30 protein-coding genes are annotated in these 24208 nt (G+C 42.6%); 22 read left to right on the forward strand and 8 right to left on the reverse strand.

Annotated elements, in window-relative coordinates:
• Positions 1-21: 21 nt before the first annotated feature.
• From TV75_RS21255 to TV75_RS17525, 4 genes are all read right to left on the reverse strand, one after another.
• Positions 22-954 carry an aminoglycoside phosphotransferase family protein gene (locus TV75_RS21255; protein ID WP_052504605.1) on the reverse strand — a complete coding sequence of 311 codons (933 nt, stop codon included), beginning with the start codon at positions 952-954 and terminating at the stop codon, positions 22-24.
• The gene (locus TV75_RS17520) at positions 951-1877 is read right to left on the reverse strand and encodes an alpha/beta hydrolase (RefSeq protein ID WP_044340099.1); all 927 of its coding nucleotides are present in this window, start codon (positions 1875-1877) and stop codon (positions 951-953) included. Before TV75_RS17520 ends, TV75_RS21255 begins: the two co-directional genes overlap by 4 nt.
• A gap of 119 nt (positions 1878-1996) precedes the next feature.
• A complete protein-coding gene (locus TV75_RS22570) occupies positions 1997-2128 on the reverse strand; it encodes a hypothetical protein (RefSeq protein WP_257141176.1) in 132 nt (43 codons plus the stop codon).
• Positions 2129-2186: 58 nt separating this feature from the next.
• On the reverse strand, positions 2187-3089 hold the full coding sequence (locus TV75_RS17525; RefSeq protein WP_044340157.1) for a hydroxymethylglutaryl-CoA lyase: 903 nt from the start codon (positions 3087-3089) through the stop codon (positions 2187-2189).
• A 174-nt stretch (positions 3090-3263) separates the two neighbouring features.
• On the opposite strand from TV75_RS17525, the gene TV75_RS17530 reads away from it, so the two are divergent.
• The 4 genes from TV75_RS17530 (at position 3264) to TV75_RS17545 (ending at position 6230) form a co-directional block, all read left to right on the forward strand.
• The gene (locus tag TV75_RS17530; RefSeq protein WP_044340100.1) at positions 3264-4451 is read left to right on the forward strand and encodes an acetyl-CoA C-acetyltransferase; all 1188 of its coding nucleotides are present in this window, start codon (positions 3264-3266) and stop codon (positions 4449-4451) included.
• 38 nt (positions 4452-4489) lie between these two features.
• Positions 4490-5182 (forward strand): CoA transferase subunit A, encoded by a 693-nt coding sequence (locus TV75_RS17535; RefSeq protein ID WP_044340101.1) that lies wholly within the window; start codon positions 4490-4492, stop codon positions 5180-5182.
• 18 nt (positions 5183-5200) lie between these two features.
• Complete coding sequence (locus TV75_RS17540) at positions 5201-5863, forward strand: CoA transferase subunit B (protein ID WP_044340102.1); 663 nt, start codon at positions 5201-5203, stop codon at positions 5861-5863.
• Positions 5864-5999: 136 nt separating this feature from the next.
• Positions 6000-6230 (forward strand): YqkE family protein, encoded by a 231-nt coding sequence (locus TV75_RS17545; RefSeq protein ID WP_082051340.1) that lies wholly within the window; start codon positions 6000-6002, stop codon positions 6228-6230.
• Positions 6231-6320: 90 nt separating this feature from the next.
• Here TV75_RS17545 and TV75_RS17550 read toward each other — a convergent pair whose 3' ends face one another.
• Together TV75_RS17550 and mciZ are read right to left on the reverse strand one after the other, a co-directional pair.
• Positions 6321-7244, reverse strand: a complete 924-nt coding sequence (locus TV75_RS17550) for an aldo/keto reductase (protein ID WP_044340104.1) — start codon at positions 7242-7244, stop codon at positions 6321-6323.
• 79 nt (positions 7245-7323) lie between these two features.
• A complete protein-coding gene (gene mciZ, locus TV75_RS17555) occupies positions 7324-7449 on the reverse strand; it encodes a Z-ring formation inhibitor MciZ (protein ID WP_044340105.1) in 126 nt (41 codons plus the stop codon).
• A gap of 82 nt (positions 7450-7531) precedes the next feature.
• On the opposite strand from mciZ, the gene TV75_RS17560 reads away from it, so the two are divergent.
• A complete protein-coding gene (locus TV75_RS17560; RefSeq protein WP_044340106.1) occupies positions 7532-8080 on the forward strand; it encodes an NUDIX hydrolase in 549 nt (182 codons plus the stop codon).
• A gap of 54 nt (positions 8081-8134) precedes the next feature.
• Here the strand turns inward: TV75_RS17560 and TV75_RS17565 are convergent, their stop codons facing one another.
• Complete coding sequence (locus tag TV75_RS17565) at positions 8135-8713, reverse strand: GNAT family N-acetyltransferase (RefSeq protein WP_367379321.1); 579 nt, start codon at positions 8711-8713, stop codon at positions 8135-8137.
• A 139-nt stretch (positions 8714-8852) separates the two neighbouring features.
• On the opposite strand from TV75_RS17565, the gene spoIIM reads away from it, so the two are divergent.
• The 17 genes from spoIIM to TV75_RS17650 all read left to right on the forward strand — a co-directional run bounded on the left by spoIIM (position 8853) and on the right by TV75_RS17650 (position 23591).
• Positions 8853-9506: a stage II sporulation protein M gene (gene spoIIM / locus TV75_RS17570; protein WP_044340108.1), complete on the forward strand. Its 654-nt coding sequence runs from the start codon at positions 8853-8855 to the stop codon at positions 9504-9506.
• Between the two features lie 111 nt (positions 9507-9617).
• Complete coding sequence (fur, locus tag TV75_RS17575; protein WP_044340109.1) at positions 9618-10076, forward strand: ferric iron uptake transcriptional regulator; 459 nt, start codon at positions 9618-9620, stop codon at positions 10074-10076.
• Between the two features lie 194 nt (positions 10077-10270).
• Positions 10271-10498, forward strand: coding sequence for a YqzK family protein (locus TV75_RS17580; protein ID WP_044340110.1), 228 nt, complete (start codon positions 10271-10273; stop codon positions 10496-10498).
• 6 nt (positions 10499-10504) lie between these two features.
• Positions 10505-11398 (forward strand): site-specific tyrosine recombinase XerD, encoded by an 894-nt coding sequence (gene xerD / locus TV75_RS17585; protein ID WP_044340111.1) that lies wholly within the window; start codon positions 10505-10507, stop codon positions 11396-11398.
• Between the two features lie 208 nt (positions 11399-11606).
• The gene (gene deoB / locus TV75_RS17590) at positions 11607-12791 is read left to right on the forward strand and encodes a phosphopentomutase (RefSeq protein ID WP_044340112.1); all 1185 of its coding nucleotides are present in this window, start codon (positions 11607-11609) and stop codon (positions 12789-12791) included.
• Between the two features lie 101 nt (positions 12792-12892).
• Complete coding sequence (locus TV75_RS17595; protein ID WP_044340113.1) at positions 12893-13708, forward strand: purine-nucleoside phosphorylase; 816 nt, start codon at positions 12893-12895, stop codon at positions 13706-13708.
• 59 nt (positions 13709-13767) lie between these two features.
• Positions 13768-15072, forward strand: a complete 1305-nt coding sequence (locus TV75_RS17600) for a pyrimidine-nucleoside phosphorylase (RefSeq protein ID WP_044340114.1) — start codon at positions 13768-13770, stop codon at positions 15070-15072.
• Positions 15073-15261: 189 nt separating this feature from the next.
• Positions 15262-16428, forward strand: a complete 1167-nt coding sequence (locus tag TV75_RS17605; RefSeq protein WP_044340115.1) for a D-alanyl-D-alanine carboxypeptidase family protein — start codon at positions 15262-15264, stop codon at positions 16426-16428.
• A 128-nt stretch (positions 16429-16556) separates the two neighbouring features.
• Complete coding sequence (gene spoIIAA, locus TV75_RS17610; RefSeq protein WP_044340116.1) at positions 16557-16907, forward strand: anti-sigma F factor antagonist; 351 nt, start codon at positions 16557-16559, stop codon at positions 16905-16907.
• Between the two features lies 1 nt (position 16908).
• Positions 16909-17352 carry an anti-sigma F factor gene (gene spoIIAB / locus TV75_RS17615; protein ID WP_044340117.1) on the forward strand — a complete coding sequence of 148 codons (444 nt, stop codon included), beginning with the start codon at positions 16909-16911 and terminating at the stop codon, positions 17350-17352.
• Between the two features lie 12 nt (positions 17353-17364).
• Positions 17365-18129, forward strand: a complete 765-nt coding sequence (sigF, locus tag TV75_RS17620) for an RNA polymerase sporulation sigma factor SigF (RefSeq protein WP_044340118.1) — start codon at positions 17365-17367, stop codon at positions 18127-18129.
• Positions 18130-18382: 253 nt separating this feature from the next.
• Positions 18383-19003, forward strand: coding sequence for a stage V sporulation protein AA (locus tag TV75_RS17625; RefSeq protein WP_044340119.1), 621 nt, complete (start codon positions 18383-18385; stop codon positions 19001-19003).
• Positions 18993-19415 (forward strand): stage V sporulation protein AB, encoded by a 423-nt coding sequence (locus TV75_RS17630; RefSeq protein ID WP_044340120.1) that lies wholly within the window; start codon positions 18993-18995, stop codon positions 19413-19415. The genes TV75_RS17625 and TV75_RS17630 overlap by 11 nt, the downstream gene beginning before the upstream one ends.
• A 22-nt stretch (positions 19416-19437) precedes the next feature.
• Entirely contained in the window at positions 19438-20007 is a 570-nt protein-coding gene (locus TV75_RS17635) for a stage V sporulation protein AE (RefSeq protein WP_044340121.1), read from the forward strand.
• Positions 20000-21478: a spore germination protein gene (locus tag TV75_RS17640; protein WP_044340122.1), complete on the forward strand. Its 1479-nt coding sequence runs from the start codon at positions 20000-20002 to the stop codon at positions 21476-21478. Before TV75_RS17635 ends, TV75_RS17640 begins: the two co-directional genes overlap by 8 nt.
• Positions 21479-21555: 77 nt before the next feature.
• On the forward strand, positions 21556-22857 hold the full coding sequence (lysA, locus tag TV75_RS17645) for a diaminopimelate decarboxylase (RefSeq protein WP_044340123.1): 1302 nt from the start codon (positions 21556-21558) through the stop codon (positions 22855-22857).
• A 362-nt stretch (positions 22858-23219) separates the two neighbouring features.
• Positions 23220-23591 (forward strand): GNAT family N-acetyltransferase, encoded by a 372-nt coding sequence (locus TV75_RS17650; protein ID WP_044340124.1) that lies wholly within the window; start codon positions 23220-23222, stop codon positions 23589-23591.
• 29 nt (positions 23592-23620) lie between these two features.
• On the opposite strand, the gene TV75_RS17655 is transcribed toward TV75_RS17650, so the two are convergent.
• Positions 23621-24142, reverse strand: coding sequence for a DUF309 domain-containing protein (locus TV75_RS17655; RefSeq protein WP_044340125.1), 522 nt, complete (start codon positions 24140-24142; stop codon positions 23621-23623).
• Between the last annotated feature and the right edge of the window lie 66 nt (positions 24143-24208).

Genomic DNA, 24208 nt, shown 5'->3' on the forward strand with positions numbered 1-24208 from the left:
CGAAGCTGACTCTTAGTTAGATCAAAGGGTCAGCTCATTTTCCCTCATCAACTCGTCAAACATCATGGCCAAAGAAACCCCGGTTTTCCATCCATCCCATCCATCCCATCCATCCCATCCATCCTCTACAGACCAGCATGCAGATAGAATCGAATGACAGAACCCGTATCGGATCAAACGTCCATAAGAGAGGGAAAGAAGGGAAGCGATAGTCCGGGTCCTGTATCGGAGCAGCTCCAACGGCACCTCCCATTTCTTCCATTCATTCAACATAAACTGAATGCAGTCATATTCCCGCTCGCCGATGATTCCTTTTGGGTCAATGGCCGTCCAGCCTGAAGACTCCGAGTACAGTATATTCCCATGATGGAGATCACCATGCAAGAGAAAGAGGTCTGTGGAAGTACCGAGCAACTCAGGAAAAAGGTCTTCAGCTTTTAAGACGAGTTCTTCAGGGATGGGCCCGCTTCCTCCCTTGAATCTTTCCCGCAGCCGTCCAATTCCTTTTGACCAGGATTGAACGGTAGGGTATGCGTGTTGGGTAACGGGTTTATGCCATAAACGATCAGCAACAAGGGAGAACACATTCAGGACCTCTTCTTCATTCTCAACGGAGTGAAGGGAAGTACCCGGTGTGAGGCGATCTAACAGGATCCATCCCTCTTCCTTATGAAAATCTATGACCTCCACCATGCCCTTCCCTTGGAAATCCCGAAGCGCATGAAACTCATTGGAAAAGTCGTTGTTCGGATATCCGACCTTCAGAACGGCATCCCGTTCATTCCCGATCTGGACCGGTACCACAAAGTTATAGCTCAATGAATAAGGCTCACCGTAGGTTAGGTGGAACCGATTCTTTAAGGACAGCAGCAGCTCTTCCACGTTCGAAATCCACCCTGCACCTGACTCGCCATACATGGTTTGCATTTTTGATTTGAAATCAGCAGGAATCAAGAGACAACATCCTTTTCGTTTAGCACAAATTGTTTTAGAAACCGTTGGATCAGCTCTTCGTATTGTTCAGGATTGTCATTATACGATTGGGCGTGGGTCCCGTGGAAATCGAGGAAAAGCTCCTTTGGGCCCTGCTTTTTTTCGAACAGCTCCTTTGTCATTTGAGGCAGGATAAAGTCATCATTTTTGCTGTGAATGAATAACACGGGCTTTTGGATGTTTTGGACAACCGAAATAGGTGATAAATCCTTTAAAGTATACCCTTGCCGGAGCTTTAGCGTCCGATTGACGAGGGGAAGAAGGAATCTTGCCGGCATCTTCACTTCTACACTCATGCGGTAAGAGAGCTGTTCACCAAAGTCGGAGAAAGGACAGTCGGCAATGTAAAAATCCGCCCGGTCTTCCACGCTGCCGGCATAAAGGAGCAGGGTGGCTGCACCCATGGACTCCCCGTGGATTCCGAAGAAGACATCCTCCCCTTCACGACGGATCAGCTCATCCACCACGGCCTTTAGATCATATTTTTCAAAATATCCGTAGCTTGTCGTCTTCCCGCCGGATTCCCCATGACGCCTGTGGTCATAAATCACGGCATTGAATCCCTGTTTGAGGAAGAGATTCATATATTTGATCGAGTTCCATTTATTTTCCGTCACACCATGGGAAAAGATCATGAATTTATTATGGGGGTGGGGCTTCACGAATACCGCTTTAATGTCATAACCGTATCGGGAAGGGATCAGCACCTCTTCTTTAGGAAGGGAGTCATATTCCTCTTCAATCAGCCGGGTAGATTCCGCTTCACGTGCCCGGATGAAGTCATCCCCTTTTTTCGGTAAATACATAAATCGATTGGTAATATAAACGCCAAGCAGACCGATAGAGGAAAGGGTTCCGCCCAGGATCGCCAGTTTTTTTCTCATCGTCATCACCTCTGGGAAAATCATTTACTCATATTGTAGCAAATGAAGGAAAAAAGAGGAATTTTGAAGGGGAAATAAAAAAGGTGCCTCTGGGAGAGACACCTTTTCAGGCATGGAACTTACGATTTAGCATTTTGTCCTTTAGTAGGATGAATGGCTTTATCCAGTTCTTCTTTCGCTATGGTATGTGAAACTGTATCTGCATTGGGTTTTCCTTTTTGACTGAATCCTTTATCGCGTTTTTGGCTCATGTGACTCATCTCCTTAAGGGTTATCTGGTATAGAATGCTCTAAGAAGAGGGGACGTATTCACGATTGATTCAATTCATACAGGCGGTAGTAACCGCTTTCAATCGGGCGGCTGACGTGGGGCTTCACAAGCTCAATGGCCACTGCAAGCTTCTCGGGATCCACACCTGTGGAAATCCCCATTTCTTCCAACATGTACACTACATCCTCAGTCGCTACATTCCCTGTTGCACCAGGAGCAAAAGGACAGCCCCCGAGTCCCCCGGCGGAAGTGTCGAAGCGGTCGATCCCCGCTTGCAGCGACGCTAGGATATTAGCGAGTGCCATCTTCCGTGTGTCATGGAAATGCGCTGTCAGTAATGTGTGGGGTAATTCCTGTTTCAGCAAAGCAAACAGATCATGGGCTTCTATAGGATTAGCCTGACCAATCGTATCAGCGACACTTAATTCGTCCACACCTAAAGAAACAAATTTCTTACATAGAGAAAGGGTGTCCTCCGGTAAGATTTTTCCTTCATATGGACAGTAGAAAGCGGTAGAGATACAGGCTCTTACGAAGTAGCCCCGTTCTTTCAGCTCAGAAATAAGAGGAGCCAGGCCCTCAAGGGCTTCATTCGTTGTCTTGTTGATATTTTTCTGATTAAAGGTGTTACTTACGCCTACGAATACTGCCACGGACCTGCAGCCTGTTTCATAGACCCGTTCAATCCCTCTTTGATTAGGAGCAAGGACAATATCCCGGGAATCGATTGTCATGCAGGAGTCGACAATCTCACTGGCATCCTGCATTTGCGGAACCCATTTTGGAGAAACAAACGAAGTCAGCTCCATTTCCTTGATTCCCGCTTGTTTCAAGCGAAGGATAAATTCTTTTTTCACGTCCGTCGGGACAAAATTCTTTTCATTTTGCAACCCGTCTCTCGGACCAACTTCAATAATCGTTGCTTTTTTAGGTAAATGCATCATTTCACTCCTCCCTCTTCATTTTAAGAAAATTTCGACATATAAATCAATATAAAAATTTTTTGACAAATTTAGAGGAATTTAACCGCTTACATAGAATGAGTTAAAGTGGAACTGTTTTTAAAGGTAAATACGTGCAAATCGATCAGTCAGAAGAGAAAGGGAGGAAGAAAGATGTCGAATGAAGTCGTCATTGTCAGTGCAGTACGCACAGCCATCGGAAGTTTTAACGGATCATTAAAAGGCATTTCAGCTTCGGAACTTGGAGCGGTTGTGATTAAAGAGGCTTTAGAGAAGGCTGGTTTAAATGGAGCCGATGTAGACGAAGTGATCATGGGGAATGTGTTGCAGGCAGGATTAGGTCAAAATCCGGCCCGTCAAGCATCCATCAAAGCGGGACTGCCTGAGCATGTACCGGCCTTGACCATCAATAAAGTGTGTGGATCAGGATTGAAAACGGTCCACCTGGCAACGCAGGCCATCCTTTCCGGGGATGCAGATATCATCGTTGCAGGTGGAATGGAAAATATGAGTCAGGCTCCATATTTACTAAAAGGAGCAAGAGAAGGATACAAAATGGGTGACCAGAAGGTGGTCGACAGCATGATTTCCGACGGCTTATGGTGTGCCTTTAATGATTATCATATGGGTGTGACGGCAGAAAATCTATGTGACCGCTATTCTCTTACAAGGGAAGAACAGGACGAATTTGCGGCCTGGAGCCAGCAAAAGGCCGCTGCTGCCATTGAATCCGGCCGATTTGATGATGAAATCGTCCCGGTACATATCCCTCAGCGAAAAGGAGACCCTGTGGTATTCAAGCAGGATGAATTCCCCCGTAAAGGGTCGACTGCCGAGAAGCTTTCCGGTCTTCGGGCTGCATTCAAAAAAGATGGCAGTGTAACAGCAGGAAATGCATCCGGCATCAATGATGGGGCTGCTGCCGTCGTCGTCATGTCGAAGAAGAAAGCCGATGAACTGGGCATTACGCCACTGGTGACGATCAAAGGGAACGCCAATGCCGGAGTCGATCCAAGCGTTATGGGGATCGGTCCTGTTGCTGCGGTTAAAAAGGTATTGGAAAAAACAAAGCTGACGATTGAGGATATGGAATTAATTGAAGCAAATGAAGCATTTGCCGCCCAATCATTAGCGGTGGATAAAGAACTTCAATTCAAAAGGGATGCCCTCAATGTGAATGGGGGAGCCATCGCGCTGGGCCATCCGATTGGAGCAAGTGGAACGCGCATTCTTGTGACGCTGATTCATGAAATGAAGAAGAGAGGCGTCCAGAACGGTCTCGCTACCCTTTGCATCGGTGGGGGACAGGGCGTTGCAACTGTCGTTGAACTTCACAAATAAGTAAAGACCGCGAAAACTAGATTCGAGGAGGGAATACAATGAAACAAGTGTACACTTCATATGACGAAGCGGTGGCAGACATCCACGATGGAGCCACTTTAATGGTTGGAGGATTCGGTCTGTGCGGGATCCCTGAAAAACTCATTCTTGCCCTTGTAGAAAAAGGTGTGAAAAACCTGACCGTCATTTCAAATAATTGTGGTGTAGACGACTGGGGCTTAGGTTTATTATTGAAAAATAAGCAGATTGATAAAATGATAGGCTCCTATGTCGGGGAAAACAAAGAATTTGAAAGACAGGTCCTATCTGGTGAGCTGGAAGTGGAATTGGTTCCTCAAGGAACGCTTGCTGAGAAGATCCGCGCCGGGGGAGCAGGGATTCCTGCATTCTACACGCCGGCGGGAGTCGGGACACCGGTAGCCGAAGGGAAAGAAACACGCACGTTTAATGGAAAAGAATATTTGCTGGAAGAAGCCTACACTGCAGATTTCTCCCTTGTTAGAGCTTGGAAGGCCGATAAGATGGGGAATCTGATCTACAACAAAACGGCTCAAAACTTTAACCCGATGATCGCGGCTGCAGGAAAAGTGACGATTGCCGAAGTAGAAGAGCTTGTTGAAATCGGGGACATCAATCCGAATGAAGTTCATACACCAAGCATATACGTGCAGCGACTGATTCAAGCTGAGCAAGAAAAGCGCATTGAAAGAAGAACAGTAAAACAAGCATAGAAGGGAGAGTGGAACGGGATGGATCGTGCCAAAATGCGTGAAAGAATAGCAAGAAGAGCGGAAAAGGAAATTGAAGATGGTTTCTATGTCAACTTAGGAATCGGGATGCCTACACTGGTAGCCAACTATATCACAGAAAACAAACAGGTTGTACTTCAATCTGAAAATGGATTACTCGGAATCGGACCATATCCAGCCGAAGAAGAAGTAGATGCAGACCTCATCAACGCAGGGAAAGAAACCGTTACAGCCATTCCAGGCTCCTCTTACTTTGATAGTTCGGAGTCATTCGGGATGATTCGCGGAGGACATATCAATATCGCTATCCTGGGTGGAATGGAGGTAGCCGAAAACGGTGACCTAGCCAACTGGATGATCCCTGGGAAAATGATTAAAGGTATGGGCGGAGCGATGGACCTCGTTCACGGAGCCCAGCGCATCATCGTCATCATGGAGCATGTCAATAAAGCAGGTGAAAGCAAGATCCTGAAAGAATGCACCTTGCCCCTGACAGGAAAAGGCGTTGTGCACCGGATCATCACGGATCGCGCTGTGATGGATGTCACGGATGAAGGCTTACTGCTTCGTGAAGTAGCGGAAGGTTTCTCTGTGGAAGACATCCAATCATCCACGGATGCGACGTTGATCGTTGATGAAGACGTGAAACTGGAAGCCTATTAATGTTGAGAGCTGGTTAAAAGGGATGGACACTCCTTTTGGCCGGCTTTTTATTTTTAGTGGAGTAAATCCCAAACCCTCAACTTTGACTATATTCAAAAAAAGATTTATAACTATGACAGATAGGGGGAATCACCACATGTCCAAGAAAAAGAAACAGGAAGCAGAATTGACATTAAAGAACTCAATCAACCAGGATCTCTTCGAACAATTAAAGCAAAAGAAGGAAGAACTTGAAAAAGTAGAGTCTGTGAAAAAAGAAGAAGAGCGTCTTCGTAAAATAGAGGAGAAAAAGCAGCGGGAAAAGAATAAGAGTTTTGAAGAGCTACTGAATGAAAGCAATATGAATTGGAAGAATTACAAGGATTGATGAGAGATGTGGAAGTAGTGCCTCATCAAGCGGACAAAAAAAATTAGCAGGCAGGGAATGAATAACCCTGACCTGCTGATTTTTTGAACATTATTCCCTGTGCTGCCCATAACGGGATAACTTTGTCAGCTGTTTAAGAATGTCTACCTCCTCAGGAGATAATGGTGATGCATTCACAGCATCGATATTCTCCTGAAGCTGTTGGATAGAACTTGCCCCGGGAATCACGGCAGCGACCGAATCATGGGCGAGATCATATTGAAGGGCAAGTTCGTTCATTGAACGGGTGTCTCCCATTTTTCCATGAATGGACTCTATCGTCTCTTGAAGCTCTTGATAAGAATAGTCGAGATACCCGTTTTCTTTCATTTTGGCAGAAGCTTTGGAAAGCATCTTTTCCGATAGTAGTCCTTTTGCCAAAGGCCCCCGGGCAATGACGCCCACTTTGTTCTCATCCAGCAGGTCCATCCATTCTTCTGGACGGCGATCCAGTAAGCTGTATTGCATCATCACGCTTTCAATGGAAGAACTCATCAGGAATCGCTTAATGACATTCGGCCGAATGGAGGAGATTCCATAATGGCGAATCAAACCTTCACTCTTTAATTCTTCAAAAGCCTCGATCGTTTCTTCAAAATGATCTTCAATCGTCCCGCCATGAAGCTGATAAAGGTCGATATAGTCTACTTTCATGCGGGATAAGCTTTTCTTAACCGCAGACTTGATATAGGATTTGGAAGGGTCCCAGCGCCAGCCATCTTCCACGTCATCCCAGCGATTTCCTACCTTTGTGGCAAGAATAACGTCATCCCGGACCTCACGGATGGCTTTCCCCACAATCTCTTCATTTTGACCAAAGTCATATAAATCAGCAGTATCAAGATAATTGATCCCATTTTTTAAAGCATGTTGCACAATTTCCTTGGCAGCTTTCTCTTCGGTTCCAAGTGACATACAACCGAGTCCCATTTTTGATACAAATAAATCCGAGTTTCCTATTTGTCTTTTTTCCATTGTATCCGTCCTTTCGACATTAGCACTCTCTATTATATTAACGAAAGTCGGGATGAATAAACAAAAGAAACGGCTGGTTTCAACGATTGGCTTCAATCCATTCCTTCACCGTGGCGTAAGTCTGATTATATTGCTTTAGTTTCGCCCTGATTTCCCATGCCTTCCCTACCAGGATGATCCGGTTTTTTTCAGCAATTACCTTCAAGGGGCTTTCACCTCGTTCCTCGAATGGGATATGGTAAAATGTATGAGGACAAGGTCAATGACAGAACAAGGAGAGTTGAACGATGAAAAAATTTGAAGAAAAGACGATCACAACGGAAACGATCTATCAAGGGAAGATCATTGATCTCAAAGTGGATGAAGTAGAGCTACCCAATGGAAAGACTTCCAAGAGAGAACTGATTAAGCATCCAGGGGCTGTTGCCGTTATTGCATTAACACCAGAGGGGAAACTTGTCATGGTAGAGCAATATCGCAAAGCACTGGAGAAATCCATCATCGAAATTCCTGCAGGAAAACTTGAGCCGGGGGAAGAACCGGATAAAACCGCCCTTCGTGAATTGGAAGAAGAAACGGGCTACGGCTGTGACAACCTGGAGCATCTTATATCGTTTTACACGTCTCCCGGATTTGCGGATGAGCTCGTTCACTTGTATATCGCCCACGATCTTTATCCGATTCAGGAATCGAAAGAAACTGATGAAGATGAATTTGTGGAGTTGATTGAAGTGACAGTCGAGGAAGCGGCGCAGCTAATAAAGGAACAGCGCATTTACGATGCAAAAACGGCTTATGCTGTTCAATATCTGCAACTTCAGAAGTTTGTAAAATAAGAGAAAACAGGACAGCCTGAATAGGCTGTCCTGTTTTCATGCAGTGATCCAATCTTAATCGAGGTCACTGGGAATCAGAGAATAAACACACGTATTACGTGTCTCTGTCCCGCTCTCATCTATACGATCATGCCTTATGATTCCTTCAAGCATGAAGCCCAGTGTTTCAGGTACCCTCCGTGAACCGGTATTTCTCTCATCGCAACGAATCTCCACCCGCTTACAGGAAAGGTCGTGCAGGGCGAAATGGGTTAACGCCTTCACGGCTTCAGCCATATAGCCTTTTTTTGTGTGCTTCGTGTATAGCCAATATCCGATTTCCACTTTGGGTACGTCCCAATCGATGCGGTGAAGTCCAGTCGATCCAACAAATTCATTTGACTCTTTCAAGTATATATGTAGTCGTATGTCGGTTTTTTTGATGAATTCCCCATAGGAATGCCGGATCCCGGCTTCCACGTTTTCAAGGGTTTGTTCTTTACGGGCGAAGGGGAGCCACGGTTTGAATTCATTCCTTGATTCGGAGATGGCACGAAACACGTCGGATCCGTCACCGGGCATGCACGGTCTGATGTAAAGGCGGGGAGTTTCGATCCGATCAGGAAACTCGATTAGACTTGGATTTTTCATCATGTATTCCTCCACTTCCACAATAAGGTTTCTATGATTATACGTTTATCTCCATGGAAGTTCAATAGAATAGAAGAGAGGAGAATAAACGTGTCCCTCCCTACATATAGTTTAGTAATCGATATCTAGGAGGAGCACTGTGATGCGCAAAAAAATATCAAATTCAAATCCACTCGTTCAACATGTACAAGCACATTCCTCAATCTATTTATTTATCATTACGTTGTTTTTAATGGGGATCATTTTTGGAGCAATCGTGGTCAATTCATTGTCTTTTGCCCAAAAGGAAGACCTGTATTTCTATTTAAGTAAGTTCTTCACCGAAATGGAAGATGGGAGCATGACGTCAGCGGAAGAATTGTTCCGTCAGAGTTTCCTTCATAATGTAAAGTACCTTGGGCTGATGTGGTTACTGGGCATCTCGATTATCGGACTCCCCCTCATCTTCGTTCTATTATTTATGAAGGGTGTAGTAGTGGGGTTTTCGGTTGGATTCCTGGTGAATCAAATGGGGTGGAGCGGGTTTTTATTATCCTTTGTCAGCGTCTTACCGCAAAATATCATTATTATTCCGGCGTTTATTTTCATCGGAGCGATCAGCGCCAATTTCTCCCTTACGTTGATTCGAAAGATATTCATGAGGCAGACTTCATCGATGCAGTTTCAAATGATTCCGTTCTTATCCAGATACGTGATTTTCTTGGTGGTAGCAATCGGGATTGTCACGATTGCAGCCAGTATAGAGGCTTATCTTTCCCCCAATTTAATGGAAGCGGTTATTTCGAAAATAAAATAAAACCATTCTTATATAAGAATGGTTTTATTTGTTTAATTATAATAATTTTATTTTGCTTATTCCTCCCTTTTTGATATAATAGTAAAGACATTGACGAGGGAGGAGAGGACCATGGAAAGCCGTATTGAACGAATAAAAAAACAACTTCATTCTGCCAGCTACAAGCTTACGCCACAGCGCGAAGCAACGGTACGCGTGTTATTAGAACATGAAGAAGATCACCTAAGCGCCGAAGATGTATACCTCCTCGTTAAGGAAAAATCTCCGGAAATCGGACTGGCAACCGTATATCGTACGTTGGAATTGCTATCTGAATTGAAAATTGTAGATAAAATCAATTTTGGCGATGGTGTGTCCCGTTATGATCTCAGACAAGAAGGGGCAGCCCACTTTCATCATCATTTAGTATGCATTGAATGTGGAGCGGTCGATGAAATTCAAGAAGATCTCTTAGAAGACGTGGAAACGATTGTTGAACGAGATTGGAAGTTTAAAATAAAAGATCACCGCCTTACCTTTCATGGCATTTGTTCGAGATGCCAGGATAAAGAAGAGGACCCAGAAGAATAATATGATGCCTGAAAGCCTTAAAGACTCCTGTCGTTGTTTCACTCTTGAAACATCCCATACATACTCTTTAAGGCTTTTTTCATATTTGAATAGAAATTTTCACAGTTTATAACTCCATAAGGTATAAAACAGTTTAAAAACGTCATAGCTTGTATTAATAGGCGTTAGTACCGATGAATATGGAGGACGACATAATGATAAAAGGATTTCAAATGGTGTGGCAAACCATTAAAGTGTTTATTTTATTTACTGGATCAACGATTTTGTTTTACTATGGTATCATGTGGATCAGTGAGGAATATGAAGGTTATCACAGATATGATGAACCAGAGGGAGCGGCAGTAAAGGTATATTCTTCTGTGACCGATGAAGAAAGCCATTGGTATGATCGGTTATTATTTTTTTATATGAACGGGGAGTAATGCAGTGTGGAGGACCATATTCAAGATTTCATGCATTTTTTAATAGTAGAAAAAGGACTGGCAAAGAATACGATCGAGTCGTATCAGCGTGACTTAAAGAATTATGCACTATACTTAACAAAGGTTGAGGAAGTATCGGAACTGAACGCCGTTTCGAGAATGAATATTGTCCAATTTCTCGGATACTTAAAAAACCAGGGGAAATCCTCTAAGACAGTTGCCCGCCATGTGGCATCAATCAGATCTTTTCATCAATTTTTATTAAGGGAGAAGACGACGGAACAAGATCCGACTGTCCATATTGAGACTCCGAAAACAGAGCGTACCCTTCCGAAGATATTGAGCATCGCTGAAGTGGAGGCTTTACTTGAAGCCCCTGAGGAATCTACCCCCCTTGGCATGAGAGACAAAGCGATGCTTGAAATCCTCTATGCGACTGGAATCAGGGTAAGTGAGCTCATTCAACTTAAATTAGATGACGTCCATTTGACCATGGGTTTTGTACGATGCATCGGGAAAGGGAACAAAGAGCGTATTATCCCCATCGGACAGACAGCAATGAATGTTCTTGAGAATTACCTTCAAGATTCCCGGTTGAAATTGAGAAGCAAGAAGCACCGGGACGATCATCTATTTTTAAATCATCATGGAAAAGGTTTGACAAGACAAGGTTTCTGGAAGAACTTAAAGGCTCTTGCGAAAAAAGCCAATATTGAAAAGGATCTGACTCCTCATACACTCAGGCACTCATTCGCAACCCATTTATTGGAGAATGGGGCAGACCTAAGGGCAGTACAAGAGATGCTCGGTCATGCAGACATTTCCACCACACAAATCTATACACATGTAACGAAAACACGCTTAAAGGATGTATACTCACAATTCCATCCTCGAGCTTAAAAGATGAAGAGAGGTGTCTTAAAGAAAATAGAATTCTTTAAGGGATCTCTCTTGTTTTTTTGGATAGGGAAAAGTAGAATATAGATGTCAGACTTCTGACGTTAAATCCTGTCGATTGCTATAATGCAGATAAGGGTAAGATACGATTATAGATTAAAAATGTAAACGCTTTTTTAAATAAGGAACAACATATAGGAGGTTTACTTGAATGAGTAACTATACATACAAAAGAGTTCATTTAATCGTCATGGATTCAGTGGGAATTGGTGAAGCGCCTGATGCTGAATTATTCAATGATAAAGGAACGGATACGATTGGACATATCGCTGAACATATGAATGGGCTGAACATGCCCAATATCGGAAAACTTGGACTTTCCAATATAAAAGAAGTGAAAGGAATTGAAAAAGCTGACAAGCCGTTAGCATACTTCACGAAAATGCAGGAAGCTTCTGTTGGAAAAGACACGATGACTGGGCACTGGGAGATAATGGGTTTGAATATTGATAAACCGTTCAAAACGTATCCAGACGGGTTCCCGGAAAAATTGATTCAAAAACTTGAAGCAGAGACAGGCAGAACGATCATTGGAAATAAGCCTGCAAGTGGAACTGAGATTATTGAAGAATTAGGAAAAGAGCATATGGAAACAGGAGCTCTCATTGTCTACACTTCAGCTGATCCTGTCCTTCAAATTGCTGCTCATGAAGAGATTATTCCAATCGAAGAACAGTATAAAATTTGCGAAATCGCCCGTGAGATCACGAAAGAAGAGGAATACCTTGTAGGTCGTGTGATCGCCCGTCCATTCGTCGGTAAACCAGGCGAGTTCGAACGTACATCCAACCGTCACGACTACGCGTTAAAACCTTTTAACCGTACCGTAATGAATGAACTGAAGGATTCCGGGTTTGACGTGATCGCCATTGGTAAAATTTCCGATATTTTTAATGGCGAAGGAGTGACCGAATCGATTCGTACGAAACATAATATGCACGGAATGGACGGACTCATTCAATCATTCGACCAAGACTTCACAGGCTTAAGCTTCCTGAATCTAGTAGATTTCGATGCTTTATACGGGCATCGTCGCGATCCAGAAGGATATGGAAAGGCGTTAGAAGAATTTGATGCACGTCTTCCTGAAGTGTTCGAGAAAATGACGGAAGATGATCTTCTTATCATTACAGCCGATCACGGGAACGATCCGACCGCACCAGGAACAGACCATACAAGAGAATATGTCCCACTTCTTGTATATTCAAAACGCTTTGACGGAGGGAAAGAGCTGCCTATCTCTGAAACATTTGCAGATATCGGCGCTACCGTGGCAGACAACTTTAATGTGACCATGCCGAAGTTTGGTCGAAGTTTCTTATCAGAATTGAAATAGATATTCCTGGGATAAATATTGAAAGGGAGAGGGATGAAGGTGCAGGAACATCGGCCCGTTTCCTCCTCTTTACGTTGAATGATAATAAAGGAGTAATGAAAATGAATTACGAAAACATCCAAAATGCAGCAAACCATTTAAAAAACCAATACACAGGCCAACCGAAAATCGGACTCATCCTTGGATCAGGGTTGGGTGTGTTAGCTGATGAAATCCAAAATTCAGTGAAAATACCTTATAAAGAAATCCCTGACTTTCCTGTTTCGACAGTGGCAGGACACGCAGGGCAGCTTGTGTTCGGTCAATTGGCGGGTCAGGAAGTCGTAGCCATGCAAGGGCGCTTTCATTACTACGAGGGGTACGGATTCGATAAAGTCACATTTCCCGTCCGAGTTATGAAAGAACTAGGCGTCGAAGTCTTAATCGTGACAAATGCAGCCGGTGGAGTGAATGAAAGCTTTAAGGCCGGGGACTTGATGCTGATCACAGATCATATTAATAATATGGGTGGCAATCCACTGATTGGGGCTAATGATTCCCGCTTAGGACCAAGATTCCCGGATATGTCAGAAGCCTATTGTAAAGAACTGCGTCAAAAAGCGAAAGAAATCGCAAAGAAGCTCTCTATTGAAGTGCAGGAAGGTGTGTATGTGGGTAATACTGGCCCTACATACGAAACGCCTGCTGAAGTCCGCCTTGCTCGTACGCTTGGTGGAGACGCGGTTGGAATGTCGACTGTACCTGAAGTGATTGTCGCTCGTCACGGCGGAATCAAAGTTCTCGGAATTTCTTGCATTTCAAATATGGCAGCAGGTATCCTTGATCAACCTCTTTCCCATGATGAAGTGATGGAGACAACTGAACTGGTTCGTGCAAACTTCCTGGCATATGTAAAAGAGATCGTGAAATCAATCTAAGAGTTGTTAGAAACTAAAGGTACTTCCCTTTGACAATACTAGAGGAGCGGGTGAATACAATGAGAATGGTTGACTTAATAGAGAAGAAGCGTGAAGGTAAAGAACTCTCTACAGAAGAAATTAAATATATCGTTGAAGGATATACAGATGGAAGCATCCCTGATTATCAGGTAAGTGCCCTGACAATGGCCATCTTCTTCAAAGACATGAGCGATAGAGAAAGAGCAGATCTGACGATGGCAATGGTTGAATCAGGAGATCAAATCGATCTGTCTGCCATTGAAGGAATTAAAGTAGACAAGCATTCTACAGGCGGTGTTGGTGATACAACGACCCTGGTTCTCGGACCACTGGTTGCTTCCGTTGGAGTACCTGTAGCGAAGATGAGCGGACGAGGACTTGGTCACACAGGAGGAACCATCGATAAGCTTGAGTCCGTCGAAGGTTTCCATGTGGAAATTGAAAACGATGAATTCATCCGATTAGTGAACAAAAATAAGTTAGCCGTTATCGGACAAAGTGGTAATTTAACACCGGCTGATAAAAAGCTTTATTCATTACGTGATGTGACGGCAACGGTCAATAGCATTCCTCTGATCGCAAGTTCCATCATGAGTAAAAAGATCGCTGCTGGTGCGGATGCTATCGTACTTGACGTTAAAACGGGTGCCGGAGCATTCATGAAAACCTTGGACGATTCAAAAGACCTTGCAAAAGCAATGGTTAATATCGGAAACAACGTTGGCAGAAAAACTATGGCTGTCATTTCCGACATGAGTCAGCCACTTGGCTTCGCGATCGGTAACGCAGTTGAAGTGAAAGAAGCAATCGATACGTTAAAAGGTGAAGGTCCGGAAGACTTAACAGAATTATGCTTAACTCTTGGAAGTCATATGGTATACCTGGCTGAAAAAGCATCAACATTGGAAGAAGCGAGAGCGCTATTACAGAAAGCGATTGAAGATGGATCGGCTCTTGAGAACTTTAAAGTATTCCTGGAATCACAAGGTGGAGATCCATCCGTTGTGGATGATCCATCAAAACTTCCACAGGCGAAATATAAGGTTGAGCTTGAAGCGAAAGAAGATGGCTATGTATCAGAAATCGTGGCCGATGCAGTAGGGACGGCTGCCATGTGGTTAGGAGCGGGCCGTGCAACCAAGGATTCTGTTATCGATTTAGCGGTTGGTCTTGAACTTCGCAAGAAAATTGGCGATTCGGTCAAAGCGGGAGATTCACTTGTGACGATTTACAGCAATGATGAGAATATCGATAACGTAAAAGAAAAATTATATGAAAGCATCAAAGTGACATCTGAACATGTGACAGCACCTACGTTGATTCATACTGAAATCACGGGTTGATCTTTAATTTTAATACGGGCCTTTGCCAAGAGGATTATTCCTCTTTTGGCAGAGGCCTTTTTATGTTACAACCTATCATCCATAGGCCAACCTCACTTTTTTACCAATGTTTGTATAAAAATGATGCAGTTGGAAAAAATGGGTCTATGAGTATTGATTTAAAACGAGATTTGATTGGAGGACAGTTGGATGAAACGTTTTGCGTATATAGTGATTACATTTGTTTTAGCAGCTTTTTTGTTTCCTTCAATGGGGTTTGCCCAGGAGAAGAAATCGGAATTAGCTGAAGTAGCGAAATCAGCCGTTTTGATTGAGCGGGATACTGGAACGGTATTATATGAGAAGAATAGCCATGAAAAGCTGGCACCAGCATCCATGACCAAGATTATGACAATGATGTTGATCATGGAAGCCCTTGAAAAGGGTCAAATAAAGTGGGAAGACCAGGTTCGTGCAAGTGAATATGCCGCTTCGATGGGTGGCTCGCAAATTTTCCTGGAGCCAGGTGAAAGCATGTCTGTCGAAGAAATGCTAAAAGGAATTGCGATCGGGTCTGCCAATGATGCATCAGTAGCCATGGCGGAGCATATTTCAGGAAGTGAAGAAGCCTTTGTTGAGAAGATGAACAAAAAGGTACAAGAGTTAGGGTTGAAAGACACTCATTTCAAAAACCCGACAGGATTACCATCCAAAGATCATTATAGTTCGGCACATGATATGTCCATGATGGCCAAGGAACTTCTAAAATATGAAGGAATCACCAAGTTTACAGGCAGTTATGAATCGTACCTGCGTGAAGATACGGATAAAAAGTTCTGGTTGGTGAATACAAATAAATTGGTCCGTTTCTATGACGGAGTAGACGGACTGAAAACGGGATTCACAAATGAAGCGAAATACTGTTTAACGGCAACGGCGAAGAAAGATAATATGAGAGTCATTGCTGTCGTGTTCGGAGCACCGACGCCTAAAGAGCGGAACAACGAGGTAAGTAAAATGCTGGATTATGCCTTCAATCAGTATTCAACCAAACCTCTATTCAAAAAAGGAGACTCCCTGGCACAAGTGAAAGTATCGAAAGGGAAACAAAACAGAGTGGATGCAGTGACGGAAGAGCCGATTTCCCTGTTAACACAAAAAGGTGAAAAATTGGATAAAGTAGAAAAGAAGATAACACTCTCTAAAGACCTTAAGGCTCCTATCAAAAAAGGAGATAAAGTCGGGACCCTTGTCATCATGAACAAAGGAGAAAAAGTGTTGGAAAGCACTCTCGTTGCAAAGAAAAATGTGAAAGACGCAAGCTGGTGGGAGTTATACAAAAAATCCTTTGGACTTTTCACGAAAGTTGGGAAGTAAAACCGTGATCACTGATAAAAATAACCTCTAATTATGACGAATTCCTTCTAGTTTTGTCATGGAGAAGGAATTCACTAAAAGAATAGCGAAATGACTCACTATACGACAGAGAAGGAGGCTTTCTGATAGTGAGTCTTGCTATTAACTTAGAAGTCAAAAAAGATGTTTTGTGTGTCCGTTTAAGTGGTGAGTTGGATCACCATACTGCTGATGAGCTCAGGGAAAAAGCTTCGAATCTGATTGAAAGTGAAAATGTGAAGCATATCATTTTGAATTTAGAGGAATTAAGCTTTATGGATAGTTCAGGTTTAGGTGTGATTTTAGGCCGATACAAGCAGATCAAACAAAAGCACGGAGAAATGGTTGTGTGTGCGATTTCCCCTTCTGTAAACCGATTATTTGAAATGTCAGGGTTGTTTAAGATTATCCGTCTTGAGCCGTCTGAAGAAAACGCATTACAAAGATTGGGGGTCGCATAACATGAGAAATGAAATGAACATTCAATTCAGTTCTTTAAGCCAAAATGAATCCTTTGCCAGAGTAACCGTTGCTTCGTTTATTGCGCAGTTAGATCCGACGATGGATGAGTTGACCGAAATCAAGACAGTCGTATCTGAAGCTGTGACGAATGCCATCATCCACGGATATGAAAACAGACCCAATGGTACCGTTTATATATCTGTCATTATGGAAGAGGATGGCTTCATTGATATGACCATTCGTGATGAGGGAATAGGGATTGGAGACGTAGAGGAAGCCCGCCAGCCATTGTTCACATCCAAACCAGAGCTTGAGCGTTCAGGAATGGGCTTTACCATTATGGAGAATTTCATGGATGAAATAGAAGTGTCATCACACCCAGGTACAGGCACCACGGTAAGACTAAAGAAGCACTTGACCAATAGTAAAGCGCTATGCAATTAAGGAGTCGTGCCCATGGATGTCGAAGTTAAAAATGAAAAGGAACAGACCTTCTTGAAGGATCATGAGGTGAAAGAACTCATAAAGCAGAGTCAGGACGGTGACCAAAGTGCCAGGGACTTAATTGTCCAAAAAAACATGCGCCTGGTTTGGTCTGTCGTCCAACGGTTCCTCAATAGGGGATATGAACCTGATGACCTCTTTCAAATAGGCAGTATCGGATTGCTGAAATCAGTGGATAAGTTTGATTTAAGCTACGACGTCAAGTTTTCGACTTATGCTGTTCCGATGATCATCGGGGAAATCCAGCGGTTCATCCGGGATGATGGAACGGTAAAGGTAAGTCGTTCCCTGAAGGAAATGGGAAACAAAATCCGTAAAGCCAAGGATGAACTTTCCAAGAAATTTGGGAGGGTTCCTACGGTGAGTGAGCTTGCCGAGCATCTCGAGTATTCGGTAGAAGAAGTGATCATGGCTCAGGAAGCGAGCAGGGCTCCATCTTCCATTCATGAAACCGTATATGAAAATGACGGAGATCCCATTACTCTATTGGATCAGATTGCCGACAATACCGATAACAAATGGTTTGACAAAATAGCCTTAAAAGAAGCCATCCGGGAATTGGATGATCGGGAACGGCTGATTGTGTATTTAAGGTATTACAAAGACCAAACCCAATCGGAAGTAGCAGATCGACTTGGTATATCCCAGGTCCAGGTATCGAGGCTCGAGAAGAAAATATTACAAACAATGAAAGATCATATGCATACAGAATCTTAGGCAAAATAACCTTATCGTTTCAAAGAACCATTTTGAAACGATAAGGTTATTTTCAGTTTATTTACTGACCCGACCTTCTTCTTCCTGTGAAATTGTTGCCATTTTCAATACCTTAGATCCCTCAAATACTATATAACACCGCATTTACTCCCCCATCATTCTTATCGGCCACATCCAGACATTACATAAATTATTTCCGTTAATCCATACTATTGGTACGAAGGGAAAATCATGTTTTCAGGAAGTGAACTGCATGGAAGGTATTCTGTATATACGCTTACGTCATCGAGTGCAGGTAAGGGAAGAGAGTATGGTCAAGCTTGGTCAGCTTGCTCAAATCATAGCACCTGAAAATATTTTAGAAGAATTAAGACAAATCCCGATCCATCAAGTGACTCCATCTGATAAAAATATCATTGTGGTCGATGTGATGACGGTGATAAGGGACATATGCAAAAACTTCTCGGATCTTGATATTCAAACGATAGGACCCACACAAAGTATTATTGAAGTGATCTATGAGAAAAAGAAAATCTCTCTTCCTCTCTTCATTGGCGTTTGGTTACTATTATTCATCGGTGCGGCCCTGGCAATTATGAATTTCCATGAAGATGTAAGCATGAGGGAAGTTCATCAAAGGCTGTATCATTTCGTGACAGGTGAAGAGGATCCTCATCCTCTACTGTTCCAAGTTCCCTATTCATTCGGTTTAGGTCTTGGGATGATCTTATTTTTCAACCATGTGTTCAGAAAGAGACTTAATGAAGAGCCGAGTCCACTAGAAGTTGAAATGTTTAATTACCAGCAGGATTTAGATCAGTATGTCATCATGCATGAGAATAAAGAAAGTCAGAAAAAATTAGATGACCATTAGTGTATTGATCACAGTATTTATTGGTTTTGCTGGTGGACTGGCCGTTGGTTCCGGTTTTGTAGCATTTTTAACCGTATTAGGAATCATCCCAAGGTTGACTCAATTAACAAAAACAATGAAAATGATTCATCACTATGAACTGGCTGTCATTATAGGAGCACTGGCTGGAGGATTTGTCAGCTTAAATAATTATACGTTGCATTTTTCCCCATTCGTTCTTATGCCCATCGGTTTAGCGAGCGGAGTGTTCATAGGGCTATTGGCGGCTGCATTAACAGAGGTATTGAATGTTTTCCCGATCTTGGCGAAGCGGATTGGGATAGAAGGTCAAATCGTCATTCTCATTATGGCGATTGTGTTTGGGAAAATAGCCGGCTCACTTTTTCATTGGCTCTACTTGGTTCATCAATAAACAGCAAGAGGCAGGGGTTCATATGGATGACAAACGAAAAGTGATCCTGATTACAGACGGAGATGAATATGCGAAGCGGGCAATAGAGTGCGTTGCCAAAGAGTATGGAGGCCGATGTATCTCGAGCTCAAAAGGAAATCCTTCTGTATTATCAGGGCCAGAGATTGTGAAATTAATCAGAAGTGCAAAGAATGACCCCGTCTTTGTGATGTTTGATGATAGTGGATTTATTGGAGAAGGTGCAGGCGAAAGAGCTCTAAAGCATGTTGCGAACCACCCTGGCATAGAGGTCCTCGGAATCATTGCGGTAGCAAGTAAAACCAGGCAGGCTGAATGGACAAGAGTGGATGTGTGCATTGATAAATTCGGTGAACTAACTCCATATGGGGTAGATAAATTTGGTGTACCCGAAATGGATTTGGGAAGGTTAACGGGTGATACGGTTTATTGCCTTGATGAGCTGGATGTTCCCGTCATTGTCGGAATTGGTGATATTGGCAAAATGGCTAAAAGGGATCACTACTCACAAGGCTCACCCATTACGAAAAAGGCTGTTGAAATTATCTTGGAAAGGAGCGGATATCATGCCTGAGAAAACGAAAGAAACACCCATATCGAAAGATTTAGGTGTTATAGAAGAGTACATGAAGAATCATGTAGGATTAAACAAAAGCTTTGATTTAGGTGTACGAAAACTCATGATTTTGAAAAAAGGAGTCCACATCTACTATATAAACGGGTTGACTGATGCTTCCTATATTATTCAAATCGTGGAGGAACTTGTTGAAATCAATGATCATGAGCGTGCAACGAGCCGATTATATGAAATTGTACATAATCGCCTAGTTCATCAATCGGTTGAGCCTGTAAAAACGATCGAAGAGGCAGTTGATGAAGTGCTATCAGGATTAATAGCAGTCTTTGTCGAAGGCTACCAAGATGCAATCATTGTTGATGTACGCAGCTATCCTGGGCGACAGCCTTCAGAACCTGATACTGAAAAGGTAGTACGTGGTTCCCGGGATGGATATGTAGAGAATATTATCGTTAATACCGCTTTAACAAGAAGAAGAATTCGGGATCCACGATTGAGGTTTGAAATATTTCGTATCGGAGAACGATCTAAAACTGATATTTCCATTGCCTATATAAATGATGTTGCAAATCCGAGCTTAATTGAAGTCATCAAGAAAGAATTGAAAAGTATTAAGATCGACGGATTGACGATGGCGGATAAAACGGTTGAAGAGTTCCTTGTGAAGCAAGGGTATAATCCATATCCTCTTGTTCGATACACAGAAAGAGCAGACGTCGCAGCCACTCACTTATTAGAGGGACATGTTCTTATATTTGTCGATACTTCACCAAGTGTCATCATTACACCAACGACATATTTCCATCACCTTCAGCATGCGGAGGAATATAGACAGTCACCGGCTGTCGGGACCTTTGTCAGATGGACTAGATTCCTTGGGATATTAGCCTCGCTATTTTTACTCCCGCTATGGTATCTATTTGTGTTGGATCCATCCCTCTTGCCTGAGGTTATTAAATTCGTAGGACCAAATGAACAGACGAATATTCCCGTTATTGTTCAGTTGTTCATAGCCGATTTCGGGGTTGAAATGTTCAGGGTGGCAGCCATTCATACCCCGACCCCATTATCCACTGCAATGGGTCTGATAGCGGCTGTCTTAATAGGACAAATAGCCATTGATGTAGGGCTTTTTCAACCTGAAGTCATTCTGTATGTAGCCGTGGCATCGATTGGTACGTTTGCTACACCAAGTTATGAACTGAGTGCTGCGAACAAGATGGCCAGACTGTTCCTTCTAATCGCAGTTGCCTTCTTCCATATACCTGGACTGATGGTGGGTACAACCCTTTATATCTTATTCGTTACAAATATAAAATCGTTGAATACACCATATCTATGGCCGCTAATGCCATTCAGTCCTAAAGCATTCATGCAAATCCTGATTCGCCGCTCTATGCCGGGAGCAAAAATCAGACCAAGCATTGTGCAACCGAGAAATAAGTATAAGCAACCTGCGAAATCTTAGAAATATTGCAACAACTCTCATTCTGTGGTAAATTACGTTTAATTAGTAGAGCATTAAAGAGGGGAATGAGACGTTTCATGCATCTTCATGGATCAGCAGAAATACAAAACGGTCAACTTACTATTGGCGGGGTGAGTACCACAAAGTTAGCAGAACAATATGGTACTCCCCTTTATGTTTATGACATAGCACTTATCAGAGAACGGGCAAGAGGATTTAAAGAGACGTTTGATTCCCTTGGAGTGAAGGCAGAGGTTGCCTACGCCAGTAAGGCATTTTCATGTATCGCGGTCTTTCAATTAATGAAAGAAGAGGGATTATCACTGGATGTGGTTTCAGGAGGGGAGTTATACACTGCATTAAAGGCAGAATTTCCTCCTGAACGCATCCATTTTAATGGGAACAATAAGTCGAGGGAAGAACTGATGATGGCCATTAAAAACGAAATAGGTTGTATTGTGGTTGATAATTTTTACGAATTGGAACTTGTGAATGAGATTTCACTCTCAACTGAACAAATGACAAAGGTTTTGTTAAGAGTGACGCCTGGGGTTGAAGCCCATACTCATGATTATATTTTAACAGGACAAGAGGACTCCAAATTCGGATTCGATTTGGGGAATGGTCAAGCCGAGGAAGCTATGAAAAAGGCGATGAGCCACGAGGGGATTGAATTATTGGGGTTGCATTGTCATATTGGATCACAAATATTCGAAACAACAGGCTTCATTCTTGCTGCCAAGAAAATTATTGAGAAGGTAGCTGAGTGGAGAACACACTATGATTTTGACCCTAAAGTAATCAATTTAGGCGGTGGATTTGGTATCCGTTATACGAAGGATGATGACCCGCTCCCGCCTGCTCTATATGTGAAGGAAATGATTTCTGCAGTAAAACAGGAAGTTATAAGGTACAATCTCGAAATGCCGCAAATCTGGATCGAACCAGGTCGTTCCCTTGTGGGTGATGCAGGCACCAGCCTTTATAAATTGGGCTCACGAAAAGAAGTGCCAAACATCCGAAAGTACTTAGCGATTGATGGAGGAATGAGTGACAATATCAGACCCGCTCTCTATAAGGCAAAATATGAAGCCCTGATTGCGAATAAAGCAGATCAAAACCCGGAAGAAACTGTATCCATCGCTGGAAAGTGCTGTGAATCAGGAGATATGTTGATCTGGGATTTACCCCTTCCGGAATCGGAAGCTGGTGACATTCTTGCCGTGTTCTGTACAGGTGCATATGGATATTCCATGGCGAATAACTATAATCGTATTCCCCGTCCGGCTGTCGTGTTTGTCGAGAATGGAGAAGCGAGGTTAGCAGTGCAAAGAGAGACGTATGAGGATATGATTTCACTTGATGTAATGTTTAAATAAGCCGGAAAAGTAGTCTTTAAGTATATCGTACTTAAAGACTACTTTTTTTTATACTGAATAACATACTTTAACAAATAATGATTTTACTATACAATAACAATGATATATAAAGGTGAATATAGTATAGACAAAGGAGTCATTTATGAAGATCAGCAATAGGGGATTGTTTTTGTTTTTATTAGTAGCCGGCATAGTGTGGGGAGTCATCTACTGGATGTTCCTGGCTGGAAATTGATTGGTTAAAGTTGATTAATAAAAGTAAATTTAGTAAGATAAATAAACATTCATATCAATTAAATTTCTAGTTTTTGTCTAAAATAGGAAATAAATAGATTAGGCATAAAACATAACGAGGGGTAAATATGTTAATTCGGTATAAAAAGGCGTTTGAAAAGATCGCAATGGGATTATTATCTTTCATGCCAAATGAAAAGGATTTGAAAAAGCTTCAACAGACGATGAAGCAATACGAAACTGAAGACAATTGGCAGCTCTTTTTATGGAAAGAAGAGGACATAGTAGGCTTGATTGGAGTCTTGAAGACAGATACCACATTAGAGATTCAGCATATATCCGTAAACCCATCCCATCGCCATGAAGGAATTGGGAAATCAATGGTGAAGCAGCTTAGAGACATGCATTCAGAGTATGTAGTGAAGCCGAATTCAGACACTGCTTCATTCTTTGAAAAGTGTGATGAGATTGAAGAAGAAGTAAAGGACGAGGAACAATAAAGAGGAGGGCCACCAGGATTCGCAGGTGGTCAGCCTCTTTTTTTTCGTTTTAATGCATTTTGCCGCTCCAAAATGACTTCTGTACGGTCACGTAGGGAATGGCGGTGAATGAGCTCATTATTCGTTAAATCACTTGGAGAACACCATGAGTACCCATTTTCTTCACATAGTGATTGAACTTGTTTAATAAGGGAAGCCTCCATAACGGGAATATTTATGCTTTTATAGGGCTGATTTATGCTTAGTTCATGACTGATATCAACCAGCATGTTCTGGAGTTCAGCTGCATGTATCCCTAATTGAGTGAGTTGTTCCTGATTCATCTCAATGTTTTGGATGGCTTTCTTAAATGTTCGGGCTGCCCCGGAAAGATTCCCTCTTCTGTAATGGTAAAAACCTACAGCTATCTGGATTAAACCTACCCAGTGGGAAGAACGGTTCTTGGGGTCCACTTCTTTCCAATATTCTTCTAACACTTCATGACATTCGAAGTAATCACGATTTCCGTGGAAATACATTAAGAATTCTAAATAAGGTTTAGGATATGCCATGTGATGCCTCCTTTCATATTTTGAGTGTCTGAATATTTAAAGTGTAGCACATTCTATACCTTTGCT

The sequence above is a fragment of the Rossellomorea aquimaris genome (assembly GCF_000935355.1).
Lineage (GTDB): Bacteria > Bacillota > Bacilli > Bacillales > Bacillaceae_B > Rossellomorea > Rossellomorea aquimaris_B.

Excerpts from the sequence above, each read along its gene's own strand:
- TV75_RS17625 (WP_044340119.1), top strand. The coding sequence starts at position 18,383 with ATGGAAGGTATTCTGTATATACGCTTACGTCATCGAGTGCAGGTAAGG.
- TV75_RS17580 (WP_044340110.1), top strand. The coding sequence starts at position 10,271 with ATGATAAAAGGATTTCAAATGGTGTGGCAAACCATTAAAGTGTTTATT.
- TV75_RS17520 (WP_044340099.1), bottom strand. The coding sequence starts at position 1,877 with ATGAGAAAAAAACTGGCGATCCTGGGCGGAACCCTTTCCTCTATCGGT.
- deoB (WP_044340112.1), top strand. The coding sequence starts at position 11,607 with ATGAGTAACTATACATACAAAAGAGTTCATTTAATCGTCATGGATTCA.
- TV75_RS17530 (WP_044340100.1), top strand. The coding sequence starts at position 3,264 with ATGTCGAATGAAGTCGTCATTGTCAGTGCAGTACGCACAGCCATCGGA.
- TV75_RS17535 (WP_044340101.1), top strand. The coding sequence starts at position 4,490 with ATGAAACAAGTGTACACTTCATATGACGAAGCGGTGGCAGACATCCAC.
- TV75_RS17550 (WP_044340104.1), bottom strand. The coding sequence starts at position 7,244 with ATGGAAAAAAGACAAATAGGAAACTCGGATTTATTTGTATCAAAAATG.
- TV75_RS17540 (WP_044340102.1), top strand. The coding sequence starts at position 5,201 with ATGGATCGTGCCAAAATGCGTGAAAGAATAGCAAGAAGAGCGGAAAAG.
- TV75_RS17560 (WP_044340106.1), top strand. The coding sequence starts at position 7,532 with ATGAAAAAATTTGAAGAAAAGACGATCACAACGGAAACGATCTATCAA.
- TV75_RS17635 (WP_044340121.1), top strand. The coding sequence starts at position 19,438 with ATGGATGACAAACGAAAAGTGATCCTGATTACAGACGGAGATGAATAT.
- TV75_RS17650 (WP_044340124.1), top strand. The coding sequence starts at position 23,220 with ATGTTAATTCGGTATAAAAAGGCGTTTGAAAAGATCGCAATGGGATTA.
- TV75_RS17630 (WP_044340120.1), top strand. The coding sequence starts at position 18,993 with ATGACCATTAGTGTATTGATCACAGTATTTATTGGTTTTGCTGGTGGA.
- TV75_RS17565 (WP_367379321.1), bottom strand. The coding sequence starts at position 8,713 with ATGATGAAAAATCCAAGTCTAATCGAGTTTCCTGATCGGATCGAAACT.
- TV75_RS17655 (WP_044340125.1), bottom strand. The coding sequence starts at position 24,142 with ATGGCATATCCTAAACCTTATTTAGAATTCTTAATGTATTTCCACGGA.
- sigF (WP_044340118.1), top strand. The coding sequence starts at position 17,365 with ATGGATGTCGAAGTTAAAAATGAAAAGGAACAGACCTTCTTGAAGGAT.
- TV75_RS22570 (WP_257141176.1), bottom strand. The coding sequence starts at position 2,128 with ATGAGCCAAAAACGCGATAAAGGATTCAGTCAAAAAGGAAAACCCAAT.
- lysA (WP_044340123.1), top strand. The coding sequence starts at position 21,556 with ATGCATCTTCATGGATCAGCAGAAATACAAAACGGTCAACTTACTATT.
- TV75_RS17605 (WP_044340115.1), top strand. The coding sequence starts at position 15,262 with ATGAAACGTTTTGCGTATATAGTGATTACATTTGTTTTAGCAGCTTTT.
- TV75_RS17545 (WP_082051340.1), top strand. The coding sequence starts at position 6,000 with ATGTCCAAGAAAAAGAAACAGGAAGCAGAATTGACATTAAAGAACTCA.
- TV75_RS17595 (WP_044340113.1), top strand. The coding sequence starts at position 12,893 with ATGAATTACGAAAACATCCAAAATGCAGCAAACCATTTAAAAAACCAA.
- TV75_RS17640 (WP_044340122.1), top strand. The coding sequence starts at position 20,000 with ATGCCTGAGAAAACGAAAGAAACACCCATATCGAAAGATTTAGGTGTT.
- spoIIAB (WP_044340117.1), top strand. The coding sequence starts at position 16,909 with ATGAGAAATGAAATGAACATTCAATTCAGTTCTTTAAGCCAAAATGAA.
- TV75_RS17525 (WP_044340157.1), bottom strand. The coding sequence starts at position 3,089 with ATGCATTTACCTAAAAAAGCAACGATTATTGAAGTTGGTCCGAGAGAC.
- TV75_RS17600 (WP_044340114.1), top strand. The coding sequence starts at position 13,768 with ATGAGAATGGTTGACTTAATAGAGAAGAAGCGTGAAGGTAAAGAACTC.
- spoIIM (WP_044340108.1), top strand. The coding sequence starts at position 8,853 with ATGCGCAAAAAAATATCAAATTCAAATCCACTCGTTCAACATGTACAA.
- fur (WP_044340109.1), top strand. The coding sequence starts at position 9,618 with ATGGAAAGCCGTATTGAACGAATAAAAAAACAACTTCATTCTGCCAGC.